This window comes from Haladaptatus sp. R4, from assembly GCF_001625445.1.
Lineage (GTDB): Archaea > Halobacteriota > Halobacteria > Halobacteriales > Haladaptataceae > Haladaptatus.
This window is the reverse complement of record NZ_LWHG01000004.1, coordinates 22,535-36,583: the sequence shown is the minus strand read 5'-3', so window position 1 is coordinate 36,583 and position 14,049 is coordinate 22,535. Positions and strand designations below refer to the sequence as shown.

Sequence of the window (14,049 nt, the reverse complement as noted above, 5' to 3'; positions counted from 1 at the left end):
CGGGTCCCGTATGAATGAACAAGAGCCACGATGATGGAAAAAACGCAACTCGAAATCAGAGGGATGAGTTGCGCGAACTGTTCAGGGACGGTCAGCGAGGCGTTGAACGCGCTCGACGGCGTCCGGGAGGCGAACGTCAACTTCGCCACGGACGAGGGAACCGTCGAGTACGACCCCGAGGTCGTCTCGCTGGCGGACATCTACGCGGCCATCGAGGGCGCCGGATACGACCCAGTTCGCGCGAGCGCGACCATCGGCATCACGGGGATGTCCTGTTCGAACTGCGCGGAGACGAACGAGACGGCCCTCGAATCGGTGCCCGGCGTGGTGAACGCCGACGTCAACTACGCCACCGACGAGGCGAGCGTCGAGTACAACCCCGCGCAAGTGAGCCTCTCGGACCTCTACGACGCCGTGGAGGACGCGGGCTACGACCCGGTTCGGGAGGACGGCGCGGAGGAAGAAGCGGAGGACGCCCGACAGGCCGCCCGCCACGACGAGATTCGAAAGCAATCCCGTCTGCTGATTTTCGGAGTCGTCTTCGCGATACCGCTCGTCTTCTTCATGTTCGAGCACCTGTTCTTCCCGGATCTGATCGGGGAGACGCTCTTCGGAATCGACGTCGCAGTGGTGCAGTTCGTCTTCGCCACGCCCGTCCAGATTTGGCTGGGCAAGGAGTTCTACGGCAACGCCTACAAGGCGCTCGTGAAGAACCGGACGGCGAACATGGACGTGCTCATCGCACTGGGTTCGACCACGGCATACGTCTACAGCGTCGCGGTGATGCTGTCGCTCATCCCGGGCGGAACCTACTTCGACAGCGCGGTGCTCATCCTCGTGTTCATCACGCTCGGTAACTGGCTCGAAGCCCGGTCGAAAGGCCAAGCGAGCGACGCGCTCCGCGAACTGCTCGAACTGGAAGCCGATACGGCGACGGTCATTGGGAACGATGGCGAGGAGAACGAAATCCCCCTCGAAGAAGTCGAGGAGGGTGACCTCCTGCGCGTGCGCCCCGGCGAGAAAATCCCGACCGACGGCGTGGTCGTGGAGGGCGAAAGCGCCGCCGACGAGTCGATGGTGACGGGCGAGTCCGTCCCGGTGGAGAAGACCGAAGGCGACGAGGTCATCGGCGCGACCATCAACGAAAACGGCGTGCTGACGGTTCGCGCGACGAAGGTCGGCGAGGAGACCGCACTGCAACAAATCGTCGGCATGGTGAAGGAGGCACAGGCCCGACAACCGGAAATCCAGAACCTCGCCGACCGCATCAGCGCGTACTTCGTCCCGGCGGTCATCACGAACGCGCTGGTCTGGGGCGTCCTCTGGTTCCTCTTCCCCGAAACGCTGGCCGGGTTCGTGAACGCCCTGCCGCTCTGGGGACTGGTCGCTGGCGGTCCGAACGTGGCCGGTGCCACTGGCGCGACCGGCGGCGTCACGACCTTCGAGTTCGCCGTCGTCGTCTTCGCCAGCGCGGTGCTCATCGCCTGTCCGTGTGCGCTCGGTCTGGCGACCCCGACGGCCACGATGGTCGGGACCGCCATCGGCGCGCGCACCGGCGTCCTGTTCAAGGGCGGCGACGTGCTGGAGCGCGTGAAGGACGTCGATACGGTCATCTTCGACAAGACGGGGACGCTGACGAAAGGAGAGATGCGGCTAACCGACGTGGTGGCGATTCCGAGCGAAGACGGGGACGGGACGACGATGGCCGACGGCGGAGCACAGGTAGCCGATTCGGCGGGGAGTGCCGCCGAATCGAGGACCGAGGCGTTCGTCCTCTCCGCCGCGGCTAGCGCGGAGCGAGGAAGCGAGCACCCGCTCGCACAGGCCATCGTGGCGGGTGCGGAGGAACGCGACGTCGAACTCGAAGACCCGAGTTCGTTCGAGAACGTTCCCGGTCACGGGATTCGCGCCGAGACGAGTCACGGAAACGTCCTCGTCGGCAACCGGAAACTCCTGCGCGACGCCGGAATCGAGGTCGAACCGGCCGAAGAGGCGATGGAGCAACTCGAACGCGAGGGGAAAACGGCGATGTTGGTCGCGGTTGACGACTCGCTCGTCGGCGTCGTCGCCAACGCCGACGAGGTGAAAGAGAGCGCGAAGGAAGCCGTCTCCGACCTCCGGGAGCGCGGGTTGGACGTGCACATGCTCACCGGGGACAACGAGCGGACCGCCCGCGCCGTCGCCGAGCAGGTCGGCATCGTCTCGAGCAAAGCTCGGTTGGCACACCAGAACGGCGGAGCCGTTCTGGGGACGACCCCGCGAACGTTCGCGCCGAAGTGCTCCCCGACGAAAAGGCCGACGTCGTCGAGGACGGCGAACGGCGGCCGGAACGCGATGATGGTCGGGGACGGCGTGAACGACGCCCCGGCGCTCGCGGCGGCGTTCGTCGGCACCGCCATCGGAAGCGGTACGGACGTGGCCATCGAGGCGGCCGACGTGACGCTGATGCGCGACGACCCGCGCGACGTGGTGAAGGCGATTCGAATCTCGGCTGGCACCCTGTCGAAGATCAAGCAGAACCTCTTCTGGGCGCTCGGCTACAACACCGCGATGATCCCGTTGGCCTCGCTCGGCCTCCTGCAACCCGCGCTCGCGGCGGGGGCGATGGCCGTTCTCCAGCGTGAGCGTTCTGACGAACAGCTTATCGTTCCGGCGGTACGTTCCGGATCACGACTATCGATTCCTGGGCTTCCTGCGCTGAACAGCGGAAAGGGTGGTGTTCGTCGCGGTATCGTCCGTCGATTTTCGATGATTCTCAACAGCTGAGAACCGTTTCAGCAGTCGAACGAATTATGTGCCGAGCAACGAAAGGTTCGATTGAATGGTGCGGGATTTGGCAGACGATACGCCCGATTTACAGGACGTTCTCGACGCCCTCGATGACCCCGCATGTCGACGGATAATCATGGAACTACGTGAACCGATGACGGCACGAGAGGTCGCCGACGCCACGGATATCCCGCTTTCGACCCTCTACCGAAAGCTCGACCTGCTGAGCGAAGCCGCACTCGTGGCCGAAGAGACCGAGATTCGAGAGGACGGCCATCACACGTCTCGCTACCGGATCACTGTCGAGTCGGTGAACATCTCCATAACCGAGGACGGCGGCTTTCAAGTCACCATCGACCGACCGCCGAAGACCACCGACGAACGCCTCGAACGGCTGTGGACGGAGATACGGAAGGAAACATGAACCTCACGATACTCATCATCACCCTCAAAACGCTCACGCTCCTGCTCGGCGGTATAATCACGTTTTTCGCGTTCAAAGCGTACCGTCGAACCGAACTGCCAGCGCTCAGGTCGCTCGCAATCGGGTTCGGTGTCGTCACTCTCGGAGCCTTCGCCGCGGGCGTAGCTGACCAAGCGTTCAGCGTCAATCAGGACTTCGCGCTCGTCATCGAAAGCACGCTGACCGTGCTCGGGTTCGCTTCGATAGCGTACTCACTGTACGCGGAATAGACTTATCCTACTGCGGGGAGTTGTGAAACTAATGGCTCCGCGCAGGAGCGAACCATCCGTCCCCGAACTCCCGGACGAAACCGTCCTGGCAGGCGCTCGAACTCGCCACAGATGACTTGATTACTGATTCCGAAGCGACAGCGACGAGTCTACGGTCGGCGTTCGACGCGGCCCTCGTCGGCGTGTTCGGCCGTCTCGTGGACGAATTTTCGGACGCACGAGGGGTCGACCGACCGCCGTTCGCAACCGGCGACGAACTCCGAACGGAGCGAGCACGGTTCGAAACCCTGTCGGCGGGGGCGAGCGAACGTCTCGACGAGACCATCGGGTCGCTGGCGTTCGACTCGCTGTCGTTTCGGCAGGTGAGCGGCCTGTACGAACGGTCGCTCGACTACGAACCCGAACTCACCGGTGGTGGAATTCGGCTCGCCGGGGACGCGACACGACGGGCCACCGTCGGTGCGTACTACACGCCGGACGCCGTGGTCGAGTACACGGTTTCACAGGCACTCGACGGGGCGGAGGACGCCCGACTCATCGACCCGGCGATGGGGAGCGGGAACTTCCTCACCTGTGCCATCGATCGGTTGGCACGAGGGCGTGACGAACCGCGAGCGCAAGCGCGGCGGTTCGTCGCCGAGAATCGCATCTTCGGGGTGGACGTGGATCCGTTGGCGGTCGAACTCGCCCGAACCGCCGTCTGGTTCGAGACGGGCGTCTGGCCGGACGAAACCTTACGGGTCGGCGATGCGCTCGCCGCCGACCCCGAATGGTTCGAGGGTCGAACGTTCGACGCCGTCGTGGGAAATCCACCGTACGTTGAAGTCGCCACGTTTCCTCGGGGAGGAAAGCCGACCTTCGGGAGCGCTTTGTTACCGTAACCGGCGCGTTCGACCTCTACGTGGCGTTCGTCGAACGCATGGCGGAACTCGGCGAACGGGTGTCCTGTATCGTCCCGAACAAGTGGACGACGGCGCGATACGGGCGCACGCTTCGTGACCACCTGCTCGACCGGTATCGAATCGTGGAACTGCTCGACGTCTCGAACGCGTCGGTGTTCGCCGATGCGAGCGTCTACCCGCTGGTGCTCACGTTCGACGTCGGTTCGGGACCGACCGAGACGATTTCGGTTCGGCAGGCCGATGCAAACGTAACACCGGGTGAATCACCGCAAGCAACCCTCTCTCGGTCGTTCGTGGACTGCCTCGGTGGGCGCGTGATTCCGGTCGGTATCGACCCGAATTCGCGTCGCTCGCGGAGCGACTCTGTCGAAAGTTCGAAAAGCTCGGAACGTACGTCACGATGACCGAGGGCATCCACACCGGAAACGTCCGCGAGAAACTCGTCGTGGACGAACCGGGTTCGGACTGCGAGCGACTCGTCGGCGGCGGGGACGTGTCGCGGTACGGATTGGAGTGGGACGGGGATTGGATTCGGTTCGATCCGTCGCTCATCGGCGACGGGGAGTACGGGGCGCTGCGCGACCGTTCCGTCTTCGAATCCGAAAAGCTACTGCTGCGGGACATCAGCGAACGTCCCGTTGCGACCTACGACGAGGGCGGGATGTACGCGCTCAACACGCTCTACAGCGTTCGCCCACGCGCCGACCAATCGGCCGATTCCCGTCCCGAACTCCCGCTTCGGTACCTCCTTTCGGTCATCAACTCCGCCGTCTCCACGTGCTGGTTCCAGCAGGTGTACGGCGGTACTCACGTCAGTGGGGGCTATCTCAGGTTCAAACCGATGTTCACGACGCAGCTTCCGATACCCACCGGGGAGGGGGAGCGCGACGAACTGGTCGAGTTGGCGGAGCGATTGGAAGAGCTCACGGAGACACGGGCGGAGATGGAGACGCGACTGCCCAAATCGCCCGACGGTCCGCGACTCGGAAACTTCGTTCGGCGGATCGATGGCGGGTCCATACTCACCGAGACGACGGAAACGCGGGAACGACTTCGCCTCGGGTCGGTGTCGGTCGAAGACGAGGGAGGCGAGCTCGTGTTCTCGGCCACGGCGCGCTACCGTCCCGCCGAGGAGTGTGAAACCGATTCGTGGGGGTTCGCGGAGACCGAACCGATCCGAGCACTCGCCTTCGACGGTTCGAACGAGGGCGGATTCGAGCGCAACGAGTGGCGCGACGTCCTCAAGTGGTACGTCCCGCAATTCGTGGAAAGCGAGGCGTTTACCGAGGAAGCGATGAAGACCATTTCGCCCCTCGACCGACTCGAAGCCGCTCGACTGCCGTCGCTCGACGTGGCAACGGCGTTCGTGGAGGCGTGTCGGTCGGCGGCGCAACTGGACGCGAAAGTCGAACGAACGGACGCGGAAATAGACCGTCTCGTCACACGGGCGTACGGGCTCTCGAACGACGAAATCGCGCTAATCGAGCGGCTCGTGGACTGAGTCGCCGATACACGCTGACGTTTCCCCGTTTGTTCCGCAAAGAATTATTAACTGAAGATCGCATAATTACTAGAGACAACCATTCAAACCCCGTTTGATGACAGGGGCATTAATATTTGAGAGGTGACTCCGCTTGTACATGAGCGATCACTCGCACGGTCACGGGCACGACCATGGGCGGGAGGACCACGGTCACAGCCACGACCACGAGGATGACGGACATAGCCACGATAGTGGCCACGACCACGATCATGGCCACGGTGGTCACGAGAGCGACGAGGAGGGTGACGAAAACGGACACGAGCACGGTCACGGGCATGGACACGGCCACGCTCACGCACACGGGAGCAGTTCGGGGGGACGACGGAAGGCGCTGAAAATCGCGCTCGTCATCAACACCGCGTTCTTCGTGGTGGAAATCGCTGGCGCGCTGTACGCCAATTCGCTGACGCTGTTCGCGGACGCCGGGCACATGCTCACGGACTCGGGGAGCATCGTCCTCGCGCTGTTCGCCGCGTGGATCGCGACCCTCGACGCCGACTCCAAGCGGACCTACGGCTACCAGCGCGCCGAGATCCTCGCAGCGCTGGCGAACGGCATCTTCCTCGTCGCCATCGTCATCTACGTCGCCTACGAGGCGATCATGCGGTTCCAGGACCCGCAAGCAGTCAAGCCACTGCCGACCATCGCCGTTGGTATCGTCGGCCTCTTCGCCAACCTCGCCGGTGCGTACGTCCTCCACGGCGGCCGCGACAGCCTCAACGTCGAAGGCGTCTACCTGCACCTGCTGACCGACGCGGCCGGAAGCCTCGCCGCCGTCGCCCTCGGTATCGGACTCCTCGTCTCCGACGCCTACATCCTCGATCCCATCTTCAGCCTCGTCATCGCCGCGCTGGTGCTCTACTCCGCGAAGGACCTTCTCATCGAGAGCGTCAACATCCTCCTGCAGGGGACGCCGTCCAGCGTGGACGTGGACGACATCTCCGAGACGCTCCGCGGTCTCGACGGCGCACTCGACGTGCACGACGTGCACGTCTGGGCGCTCACCAACCGCAGTCTCGCCTGTAGCGCACACGTCGTCGTCGCGGACGACGCCGACCGCGACGCGGTTCTCGATACCGCGCGTCACGCCCTCAACGAACGCCACGATATCGGCCACGCGACCATCCAAGTCGAGTCCGAGAGCGGCGACTGCGAAACGGCCGACTTCGACTGCTATCCGGCGGGCGAAACAGGTCACGCGGTCTGAGAACGCGGTCTGAATTGGGGAATGGGGCGGAGAGCGGGCGGTTCCGAAACGAAAAATCGAGCGGGAGTGTTTTTCGATGCGTTCTACCGACCGCCGGTGGCGTCGCCAACGCGAAGTTCAGAGAATCCCGCCAACGACGGTGAACACCACGAACGCGGCAATGGCTAGACCGAGCGTGGAGAGCACTGAAAACGCCATGTGACAAACAACGGAGATGGTACAGAAATATTTTTGGGAGCTACAGAATGGTTTCCCATAAGTTATCAGCAACCTTTTTTACACGGAAATCCGTATACGACGGTATGATGCAGACCGGGTTGGCGGGCGTGACACCGGATATGTTGGTCGTGTTCGCGGTGGTTATCCTCGCGTTGGTGCTGTTTGCGACCGAACTGCTCCCGGTCGACGTGACCGCGATTCTGGTGATGGTGACGCTCATGGTGCTCGAACCGTGGACGGGAATCAGCACGACGGAGGGGATTTCCGGATTCTCCAACGAGGCGACCATCACGGTGCTGGCGATGCTCATCCTGAGCGCTGGCGTCAGTCGAACCGGCGTCGTCCAGTTGCTGGGTAGTCGGCTCGCTGATTTCGCGGGCACCGATCTCAGAAAACAACTGTTCGCCACCATCAGCGTCGCCGGACCGGCGTCCGGGTTCGTGAACAACACGCCCGTCGTGGCGATTTTGGTTCCGGTCATCACCGACCTCGCACACGAGGGGAAGACCTCGCCGTCGAAACTGCTCATTCCGCTCTCCTACGCCTCGATGCTCGGCGGGATGCTCACGCTCATCGGCACCTCGACCAACATCCTCGCCAGCAACGTGGCGGGGCGTCTCGCGGCGAGGACCGGCAACCCAGAACTCCACACATTCAGCATGTTCGAGTTCACCGGACTCGGATTCGTCGTCCTCGTCACCGGCGGCCTCTACCTGCTGTTCGTCGGTCACCGACTCCTGCCTGAACGCGTCCCGCCCGAGGAGGACTACATCGAGGAGTACGAGATGGGTGACTATCTCACGGAAGTCGAAGTCGCTGAAGGGTCGCCGTTCGTCGGGGAGACCGTCGAGACGCATCGACGAGGCCGCCTTCGACGCCGAAATCATCCAACTCGTCCGCGGCGACGAGACGTTCATCGAACCCATCGGCCAGAAGACGATCCGGGCGGGCGATCACCTCACGCTCAGGATCGATAAGCAAACGCTGGAAACGCTCACGACGCTCGAACACCTGACGCTCGTCGGGACACCGACGGAGGCCGAAATCGACCCCGGTACGGAGCAGACGCTCGTGGAAGTCGTGATTCCCTCCGGATCCGAACTCGTCGGCGACACGCTGTCGAGTTCGACGTTCCGGGAGCGGTACAACGCCGCGGTCCTCGCGTTCCGGAGTCGCGGTGAACTCATCCACGAGCGTCCCGAGGACGTGAGGATTCGCGTCGGCGACACGCTCCTCGTGCAGGCGTCGGCCGACAGCATCGACCGACTCGCAGCGAACCGGGACTTCATCGTCGCCCATCAGGTGAGCGACCCCGACTACCGCACGGGAAAGATTCCAGTCGCACTCGCCATCGTCGTCGGCGTCGTCGCGCTCGCCGCACTCGGCGTGTACCCCATCCTCGTCACGGCGCTCGCGGGCGTGGTGGCGATGGTCGCGACCGGCGTCCTGAAGGCGAGCGAGTTGTACGAAACGGTCGAGTGGAACGTCATCTTCCTGCTCGCCGGTGTCATCCCGCTGGGAATCGCGCTGGAGAACTCCGGCGGCGCGGAACTGCTCGGGGGTCTCGTCGCCGCCAGTGCGAACTACGTCCCGATCATCGTCGTGCTCTGGATATTCTACATCGCCACCGGCCTCATTACCGAGGTCATCAGCAACAACGCCAGCGTCGTCCTGATGATTCCCGTGGCGTCGAAGCGGCGACCCGCATCGGCGCGAACCCGTTCGCGTTCGTCCTCGCGGTGACCTTCGCCGCCTCGACGAGTTTCCTCGGTCCGGTCGGCTACCAGACGAACCTGTTCGTGTACGGCCCGGGCGGCTACAAGTTCACGGACTACTTCCGTATCGGCGCGCCGCTTCAGTTGCTCCTGTCGGTCGTCACGGTCGGGGGAATCGTGGCGTTCTGGGGACTCTGAACTGAAATAATTCGCGTAACTTATTAGACCGCGAAGGGCGTACTATAACCATCGTTCGGTGACGTTCGAGTTCTGTTGCGGAGAGACATCCGTCACCGACCGGGGGGATGGATAGATGAAACTAGGATTGGAAGCCGAATACTGGGTCATAGAGGAATCAGGCGAATTAGCAACAGACACAGGAGATCTCACCGAGGTGAGCGACTACGGTCGTCCCGGAGTTCGTCGCACCGCTGATCGAGGTGCAGACGCCGCCCGTTTCGAGCACGGAGGAACTGCGCCACGAGTTCGGGACGGTGCTACAGGCCGTCCGTGATAAAGCCGACGAGCAAGGTCTCGCGCTCGTCCCGCTCGGAACGCCGCTTGCCCGGGAATCGCTCGACATTACGAGCGAACGCGGGCAACTGCTGGGGCGGATATACGCCGACGACGTGGAGTACGCGATGAACTGTGCGGGGACGCACGTCCACTTCGATAAGGGAAACGTCGTTCGACAGTTGAACCTGCTGACGGCGCTCGACCCCGCGCTGGCGCTGGTCTGTTCCTCGCCGTACTACAACGGGAGCAAACTGGCCTGTTCGTCCCGCGCGGCGGTGTATCGCTACGAATCTCACTCGACGTTCGCCCGCTACCGCGACCTCTGGGACTACGTCGAAAACGAGGAGCAGTGGGAAGCCCGAATCGACGAGCAGTACTACATCCTCAAACTCATCGCGCGGGAACGCGGCATCGATCCCGAAACGTTCAACGAACATTTCGACCGCGAGGATGCCGTGCTGACGCCGGTTCGACTTCGCCACCGCTCCCCGACGGTCGAGTGGCGCGCCCCGGACACCGCCCTGCCGAGCGAGATAATCCGCCTCGTGGGTGAAGTGACGGAACTCATGCATCAGGCGGACTACAAGGACGTGGTCGTGGGGGAAACCGGAATCCGGACGGAGCAGATCGGAATCCCACCGTTCCCGGAGCTTCGGGGTCTCAGCACGGCGGCCATCAGCGAGGGAATCGGGTCGCTACGCGTGCAGGATTACCTGACCACGATGGGGTTCGACGTGACGCGCTATCACCCCATCTCGGAACGGATGGAAGGAGGATGGACGCTTCCACACGAAGAATCGCTTCGCCTCCGTCGTGAGTACGCCGACGCCCTCCGCGAGGACATCGACGGATTGATGGGCGAAAACTGAACCGTCACTCGTTCGCCCGAAAGCCCGACAGCACGTCCAACCACGAGACGAAGATGAACGCCCCGATGACGGCGCTCATCGTCCCGCCGAACAGGTTCGCCATTCGCTCGGTGATGTGTTCGGTCTCCGATATAGTGAGCGAGTAGACGCTCTCGTGGTCGATGACGTACGAGTGACTCCGCAACGAGTCCGGCGGTTTGCTGGACATATGATACGAGCCGTGCAGTTTCGCGTGACCGAACGCGATTCTGGCCTCGTCCGATAGGTCGCCGTACCTGACTGACGAAGAGCGCACGCCGGGATCGTTCTTGTCCGCTTGCTGTATCGAAAGGGAGTACGTCGTCGAACTTTGCGGCGGCTGAATGAGTGCGTACCCGGCCAGAACGAGACCGGCCACGAGCATGAGCGTTGCGAGCGCCTGAATCAGGAAACTGTCAAACCGCATTCGATGGTCGTTGTGGCGCAGGCGGGGAACTTAAAGGGTTTCCATCGAACGTGGGAAGAAAGAAACCGAACGATTCGATCGGAAGTCGAACGTTATCGACGCGAGGGAAGAACGTCCTCTACCGGATAGAGGTCCTCCCTGATACCCGCGCCGTCGCAGTCCTCGTTCGGACATCGATAGTGCCAGCCGTCGTCTGTCGCAGCGTCGGCGTCGAATCGTTCCCCACATTCCTGGCAGAACAGCCGGTCCATGTCCGAGGACCGCGTTCTGCTTGCAAGTTCAGGCTGCATATCACTATATTCACAGGCATCAATGAAAGAACCTGCGTTTTTTCCCCGGTGACACGGATGCCACCGGGTTACTATACGGTTAGCGAGCGGTTTAGTGGGTTGGTTCCGTTGGAAACCGTATGGAGAAGCAGACCCTGACCTGCCTATGTGAGCTACCGCCCAGTGCGAAGCTCGTTTTCAAAGTTCTGGAGTACAGTGGTTCACATACGCAGAAGGAAATCGTTCAGCGGTCGCGGTTGTCCGCACGGACGGTCAGGAGCGCGCTGGAAAACCTGACGGAAATCGGAGCCGTCACGGAGGAAGTGTACATCCCCGACGCACGCCAGCGACTCTATCGATTGGACGAGACGGGCGACTGGGACCAGGTGAACTGCCTGAACGAAGTGCCGGTCTAGATCGGAAACCAACGAAGCGTTTCTACGCGAATTTTCGAACCCAGTACGTCCAGTCCAGCGTCTCGCCAGCCAGAAGCCAGAGACCGACGGCGAACAAGGATAACGGGAGTGTTACCAACAACAGCCATCCTACCAGCCCGGTATTCGCCATCATCGCTCCGGCGATGAGGAAGAACGCGACGAACGGCGTTGCCAGGAGGAGAGCGCCGATGAGAACGGCACGTTCGAGGGAGAGACCGTCGGAATTCATACAGCTAGTCGAGTTTCAAATATGTAAAATATTCGATGAAAGAGGGCAGAAACTACGAAAACTCGACGACCTCGATACCTGACGTGCCGAAGTCGTTCATCGCGGCGAGGCGGTCGGGGACGTCGGCCAACGAAACGGTCTTCGTCACCAGTTTGCCGGGCGAGATGGAACCGCGCTCCATCATCCGAAGCAGTTCGGGGTAGCGAGTCGGCGGCATCCCGCGCGAACCGAGAAACGTGATTTCCCGCATCGTCATGGCGTCCGTCGGGAACGGGATTTCGCCTCGTTCCTCGTCCGTGGTCAACCCGAGTTGCACGTGTTGCCCTCGCGGACGGAGAGAGTCGATGGAGTTGCGACAGGTTTCCGCGATGCCCAGTGCATCGACCGAGACGTGTGCCCCGCCGATTCGCGCGTGAATCACCGTCGGCACGTCCACCTCGTCGGCGCGGAGCGTCTCGTCAGCGCCGAGTTCCTGCGCCGTATCGAGTTTGTCCTCGTCCAAATCCACCGCGAGGACGTTCGCACCCAACGCGTCAGCGACGTGAACCGCCGAGAGTCCGACGCCGCCACAACCGTGAACCGCTACCCAATCGCCCGGCGTCAGGTCGGCACGGTGAGCGAGTGCGTGATACGCCGTGACGAACCGGCAGCCCAGACCGGCCATCTCGACGGGGGAGACTGCGTCGGGAAGTCGCACCGCGTTGTAGTCGGCGTACGGAACGTGCACTTCCTCGGCGAACGCGCCGGGCGCGGCCTCCTCGAAACCGAGCGCGATACCGTTCGCACAGACGTTGCCGTGGCCGTTCCGACAGTACTCACAGTGCCCTCGTCCGAGGTTGAACGGCACCGCGATTCGGTCGCCCTCCGCGACGTCCGTTACCCCCTCGCCGACTTCGACCACCGTTCCCGCGGGTTCGTGACCGAGGATTTGGCCGGGCGGGACTTGGTCGTCGGCCCATTCGCCGTGGCCCTGCCACGCGTGCCAGTCGCTCCGGCAGATGCCACACGCCTCGGTTTCGATGACGACGCCGTGGTCTTCGGGGTCCGGACGCGGCACGGCTTCGATTTCGAGGGGTTCGCCGTACTCTCTGAGGACTGCGGCTTTCATACGCGAAAGTGGGACGAGAAGGGCTTAAAACGGCGGGACGGGGCAAGCGGGATTCGTTGGAATGACGAGCGATATTCGGTGGGATGGCAAGTGGAACTTTTAGGCTCCCTCCCCGTACATCGGGTATGAACCCTCGGCTCCGTCGTGTGGTCTCGCTGAGTCGGGACATCGTGCAGGAAGTGCGGGAGGAGAACATCAAGTTCATGGCGGGGAGCATCGCGTACCACTCGTTCGTCTCCCTGCTTCCCGTCCTCCTGCTGTTGACGGTCATCGTCTCCACCGTCGGCGGCCAGCAACTCGCGGAACAGTTGGTACAGGAGATCGGTTCCTACCTTCCGGCGAGTGCCAACATCTTCCTCAGAAACGCGATAACGGGCGCACCCTCGCCCGGCGACTCCATCGTCGTGGTCGGAGTGCTTCTCTGGGGGACGTTCCGCATCTTCCGAGCGCTCGACGCCGCATTCGCTGACATCTACGACGTGGAACGAAAGACCTCGTTCGTGGACGAACTGGAGGACGGTATCGTCGTCCTCGTCGCACTGATCATCGTCGTCGTCACCATTGGCGTGACGAGCGCGACGCTTCCGACACCGCAACGGGTTCCGTTCGACAGTTCACTGACGGAAATCGTGTCGGTACTCGCCCTCGGCGTCGCGTTCTTCCCGATGTACTACGTCTTTCCGAACATCGACGTTTCCATCCGCGAAGTTCTCCCAGGCGTGATCATCGCGGCGGTGGGATGGCAACTCCTGCACGCTATTTTCCACATGTACGCACAAGTGTCGGCGTACAACACCAGCCTGTACGGAACCATCGGAAACCTCCTGTTGGTCATCGTCTGGCTGTACGTCGGCAGTTTCGTCATCCTGTTCGGCGCGGCGGTCACGCCGTCCTGCCGGACGGACAGGCGACCGGACCGCGGGAATCGGGGACGGAGTGATACCGAACGGCGGTGTCGAGGACGAAGAGGGGTTCGGCGAGGCGCTCCATCGACTCACCGAACGGGCGCGCGAGAACGGTGTTTCGTCGGACGGGATACGGAAGCGGTTGCGGGAGGAACTGACGTTGACGGACGGAGACGGGAGGGAAAGAGGAATCAGTGGAGGGAGCGACGATAGGGACCATGCC

General features: G+C 62.6%; 14 protein-coding genes and 1 pseudogene. 11 read left to right on the top strand and 4 right to left on the bottom strand.

The annotated features are described in order from the left end of the window. Positions 1–30 precede the first annotated feature (30 nt). From A4G99_RS02035 to A4G99_RS02005, 9 genes and pseudogenes are all read left to right on the top strand, one after another. Complete coding sequence (locus tag A4G99_RS02035) at positions 31–2,766, top strand: heavy metal translocating P-type ATPase (protein WP_223301593.1); 2,736 nt, start codon at positions 31–33, stop codon at positions 2,764–2,766. A 55-nt stretch (positions 2,767–2,821) separates the two neighbouring features. Then, positions 2,822–3,193: a helix-turn-helix domain-containing protein gene (locus A4G99_RS02030; protein ID WP_066138832.1), complete on the top strand. Its 372-nt coding sequence runs from the start codon at positions 2,822–2,824 to the stop codon at positions 3,191–3,193. Beyond that, complete coding sequence (locus A4G99_RS02025; protein ID WP_066138829.1) at positions 3,190–3,462, top strand: hypothetical protein; 273 nt, start codon at positions 3,190–3,192, stop codon at positions 3,460–3,462. The genes A4G99_RS02030 and A4G99_RS02025 overlap by 4 nt, the downstream gene beginning before the upstream one ends. Before the next feature lie 116 nt (positions 3,463–3,578). After that, positions 3,579–4,343, top strand: a complete 765-nt coding sequence (locus tag A4G99_RS26605) for an N-6 DNA methylase (RefSeq protein WP_223301592.1) — start codon at positions 3,579–3,581, stop codon at positions 4,341–4,343. A gap of 20 nt (positions 4,344–4,363) precedes the next feature. Further along, the gene (locus A4G99_RS26600) at positions 4,364–4,768 is read left to right on the top strand and encodes an Eco57I restriction-modification methylase domain-containing protein (protein ID WP_223301591.1); all 405 of its coding nucleotides are present in this window, start codon (positions 4,364–4,366) and stop codon (positions 4,766–4,768) included. Next, on the top strand, positions 4,765–5,865 hold the full coding sequence (locus tag A4G99_RS26595; RefSeq protein ID WP_223301590.1) for a TaqI-like C-terminal specificity domain-containing protein: 1,101 nt from the start codon (positions 4,765–4,767) through the stop codon (positions 5,863–5,865). The genes A4G99_RS26600 and A4G99_RS26595 overlap by 4 nt, the downstream gene beginning before the upstream one ends. A gap of 139 nt (positions 5,866–6,004) precedes the next feature. Further along, positions 6,005–7,114, top strand: a complete 1,110-nt coding sequence (locus A4G99_RS02015) for a cation diffusion facilitator family transporter (protein ID WP_066138826.1) — start codon at positions 6,005–6,007, stop codon at positions 7,112–7,114. A gap of 302 nt (positions 7,115–7,416) precedes the next feature. Beyond that, a pseudogene (locus tag A4G99_RS02010) lies at positions 7,417–9,246 on the top strand (SLC13 family permease). Positions 9,247–9,488: 242 nt separating this feature from the next. Then, positions 9,489–10,433: a glutamate-cysteine ligase family protein gene (locus A4G99_RS02005; RefSeq protein WP_190303663.1), complete on the top strand. Its 945-nt coding sequence runs from the start codon at positions 9,489–9,491 to the stop codon at positions 10,431–10,433. 4 nt (positions 10,434–10,437) lie between these two features. Here A4G99_RS02005 and A4G99_RS02000 read toward each other — a convergent pair whose 3' ends face one another. Together A4G99_RS02000 and A4G99_RS01995 are read right to left on the bottom strand one after the other, a co-directional pair. Continuing rightward, a complete protein-coding gene (locus A4G99_RS02000; protein WP_066138823.1) occupies positions 10,438–10,878 on the bottom strand; it encodes a hypothetical protein in 441 nt (146 codons plus the stop codon). A 92-nt stretch (positions 10,879–10,970) separates the two neighbouring features. Then, complete coding sequence (locus A4G99_RS01995; protein ID WP_066138820.1) at positions 10,971–11,168, bottom strand: HVO_2901 family zinc finger protein; 198 nt, start codon at positions 11,166–11,168, stop codon at positions 10,971–10,973. Between the two features lie 119 nt (positions 11,169–11,287). Between A4G99_RS01995 and A4G99_RS01990 the strand changes: the two genes are divergently transcribed. Further along, entirely contained in the window at positions 11,288–11,563 is a 276-nt protein-coding gene (locus A4G99_RS01990) for a helix-turn-helix domain-containing protein (protein WP_066138817.1), read from the top strand. A 22-nt stretch (positions 11,564–11,585) separates the two neighbouring features. Here A4G99_RS01990 and A4G99_RS01985 read toward each other — a convergent pair whose 3' ends face one another. Then, positions 11,586–11,813 (bottom strand): hypothetical protein, encoded by a 228-nt coding sequence (locus A4G99_RS01985; protein ID WP_066138814.1) that lies wholly within the window; start codon positions 11,811–11,813, stop codon positions 11,586–11,588. A 52-nt stretch (positions 11,814–11,865) separates the two neighbouring features. Then, positions 11,866–12,921, bottom strand: coding sequence for a zinc-dependent alcohol dehydrogenase family protein (locus A4G99_RS01980; RefSeq protein ID WP_066138810.1), 1,056 nt, complete (start codon positions 12,919–12,921; stop codon positions 11,866–11,868). 125 nt (positions 12,922–13,046) lie between these two features. Between A4G99_RS01980 and A4G99_RS01975 the strand changes: the two genes are divergently transcribed. Further along, entirely contained in the window at positions 13,047–14,039 is a 993-nt protein-coding gene (locus tag A4G99_RS01975) for a YihY/virulence factor BrkB family protein (RefSeq protein WP_223301589.1), read from the top strand. The last annotated feature ends 10 nt before the right edge of the window (positions 14,040–14,049 follow it).

What these genes read in the sequence shown, in the direction of transcription:
- A4G99_RS01990 (WP_066138817.1), top strand. Translation starts at nt 11,288, where the DNA reads ATGGAGAAGCAGACCCTGACCTGCCTATGTGAGCTACCGCCCAGTGCG.
- A4G99_RS02025 (WP_066138829.1), top strand. Translation starts at nt 3,190, where the DNA reads ATGAACCTCACGATACTCATCATCACCCTCAAAACGCTCACGCTCCTG.
- A4G99_RS01975 (WP_223301589.1), top strand. Translation starts at nt 13,047, where the DNA reads ATGAACCCTCGGCTCCGTCGTGTGGTCTCGCTGAGTCGGGACATCGTG.
- A4G99_RS01995 (WP_066138820.1), bottom strand. Translation starts at nt 11,168, where the DNA reads ATGCAGCCTGAACTTGCAAGCAGAACGCGGTCCTCGGACATGGACCGG.
- A4G99_RS02015 (WP_066138826.1), top strand. Translation starts at nt 6,005, where the DNA reads ATGAGCGATCACTCGCACGGTCACGGGCACGACCATGGGCGGGAGGAC.
- A4G99_RS02000 (WP_066138823.1), bottom strand. Translation starts at nt 10,878, where the DNA reads ATGCGGTTTGACAGTTTCCTGATTCAGGCGCTCGCAACGCTCATGCTC.
- A4G99_RS26595 (WP_223301590.1), top strand. Translation starts at nt 4,765, where the DNA reads ATGACCGAGGGCATCCACACCGGAAACGTCCGCGAGAAACTCGTCGTG.
- A4G99_RS01980 (WP_066138810.1), bottom strand. Translation starts at nt 12,921, where the DNA reads ATGAAAGCCGCAGTCCTCAGAGAGTACGGCGAACCCCTCGAAATCGAA.
- A4G99_RS02030 (WP_066138832.1), top strand. Translation starts at nt 2,822, where the DNA reads ATGGTGCGGGATTTGGCAGACGATACGCCCGATTTACAGGACGTTCTC.
- A4G99_RS02035 (WP_223301593.1), top strand. Translation starts at nt 31, where the DNA reads ATGATGGAAAAAACGCAACTCGAAATCAGAGGGATGAGTTGCGCGAAC.
- A4G99_RS01985 (WP_066138814.1), bottom strand. Translation starts at nt 11,813, where the DNA reads ATGAATTCCGACGGTCTCTCCCTCGAACGTGCCGTTCTCATCGGCGCT.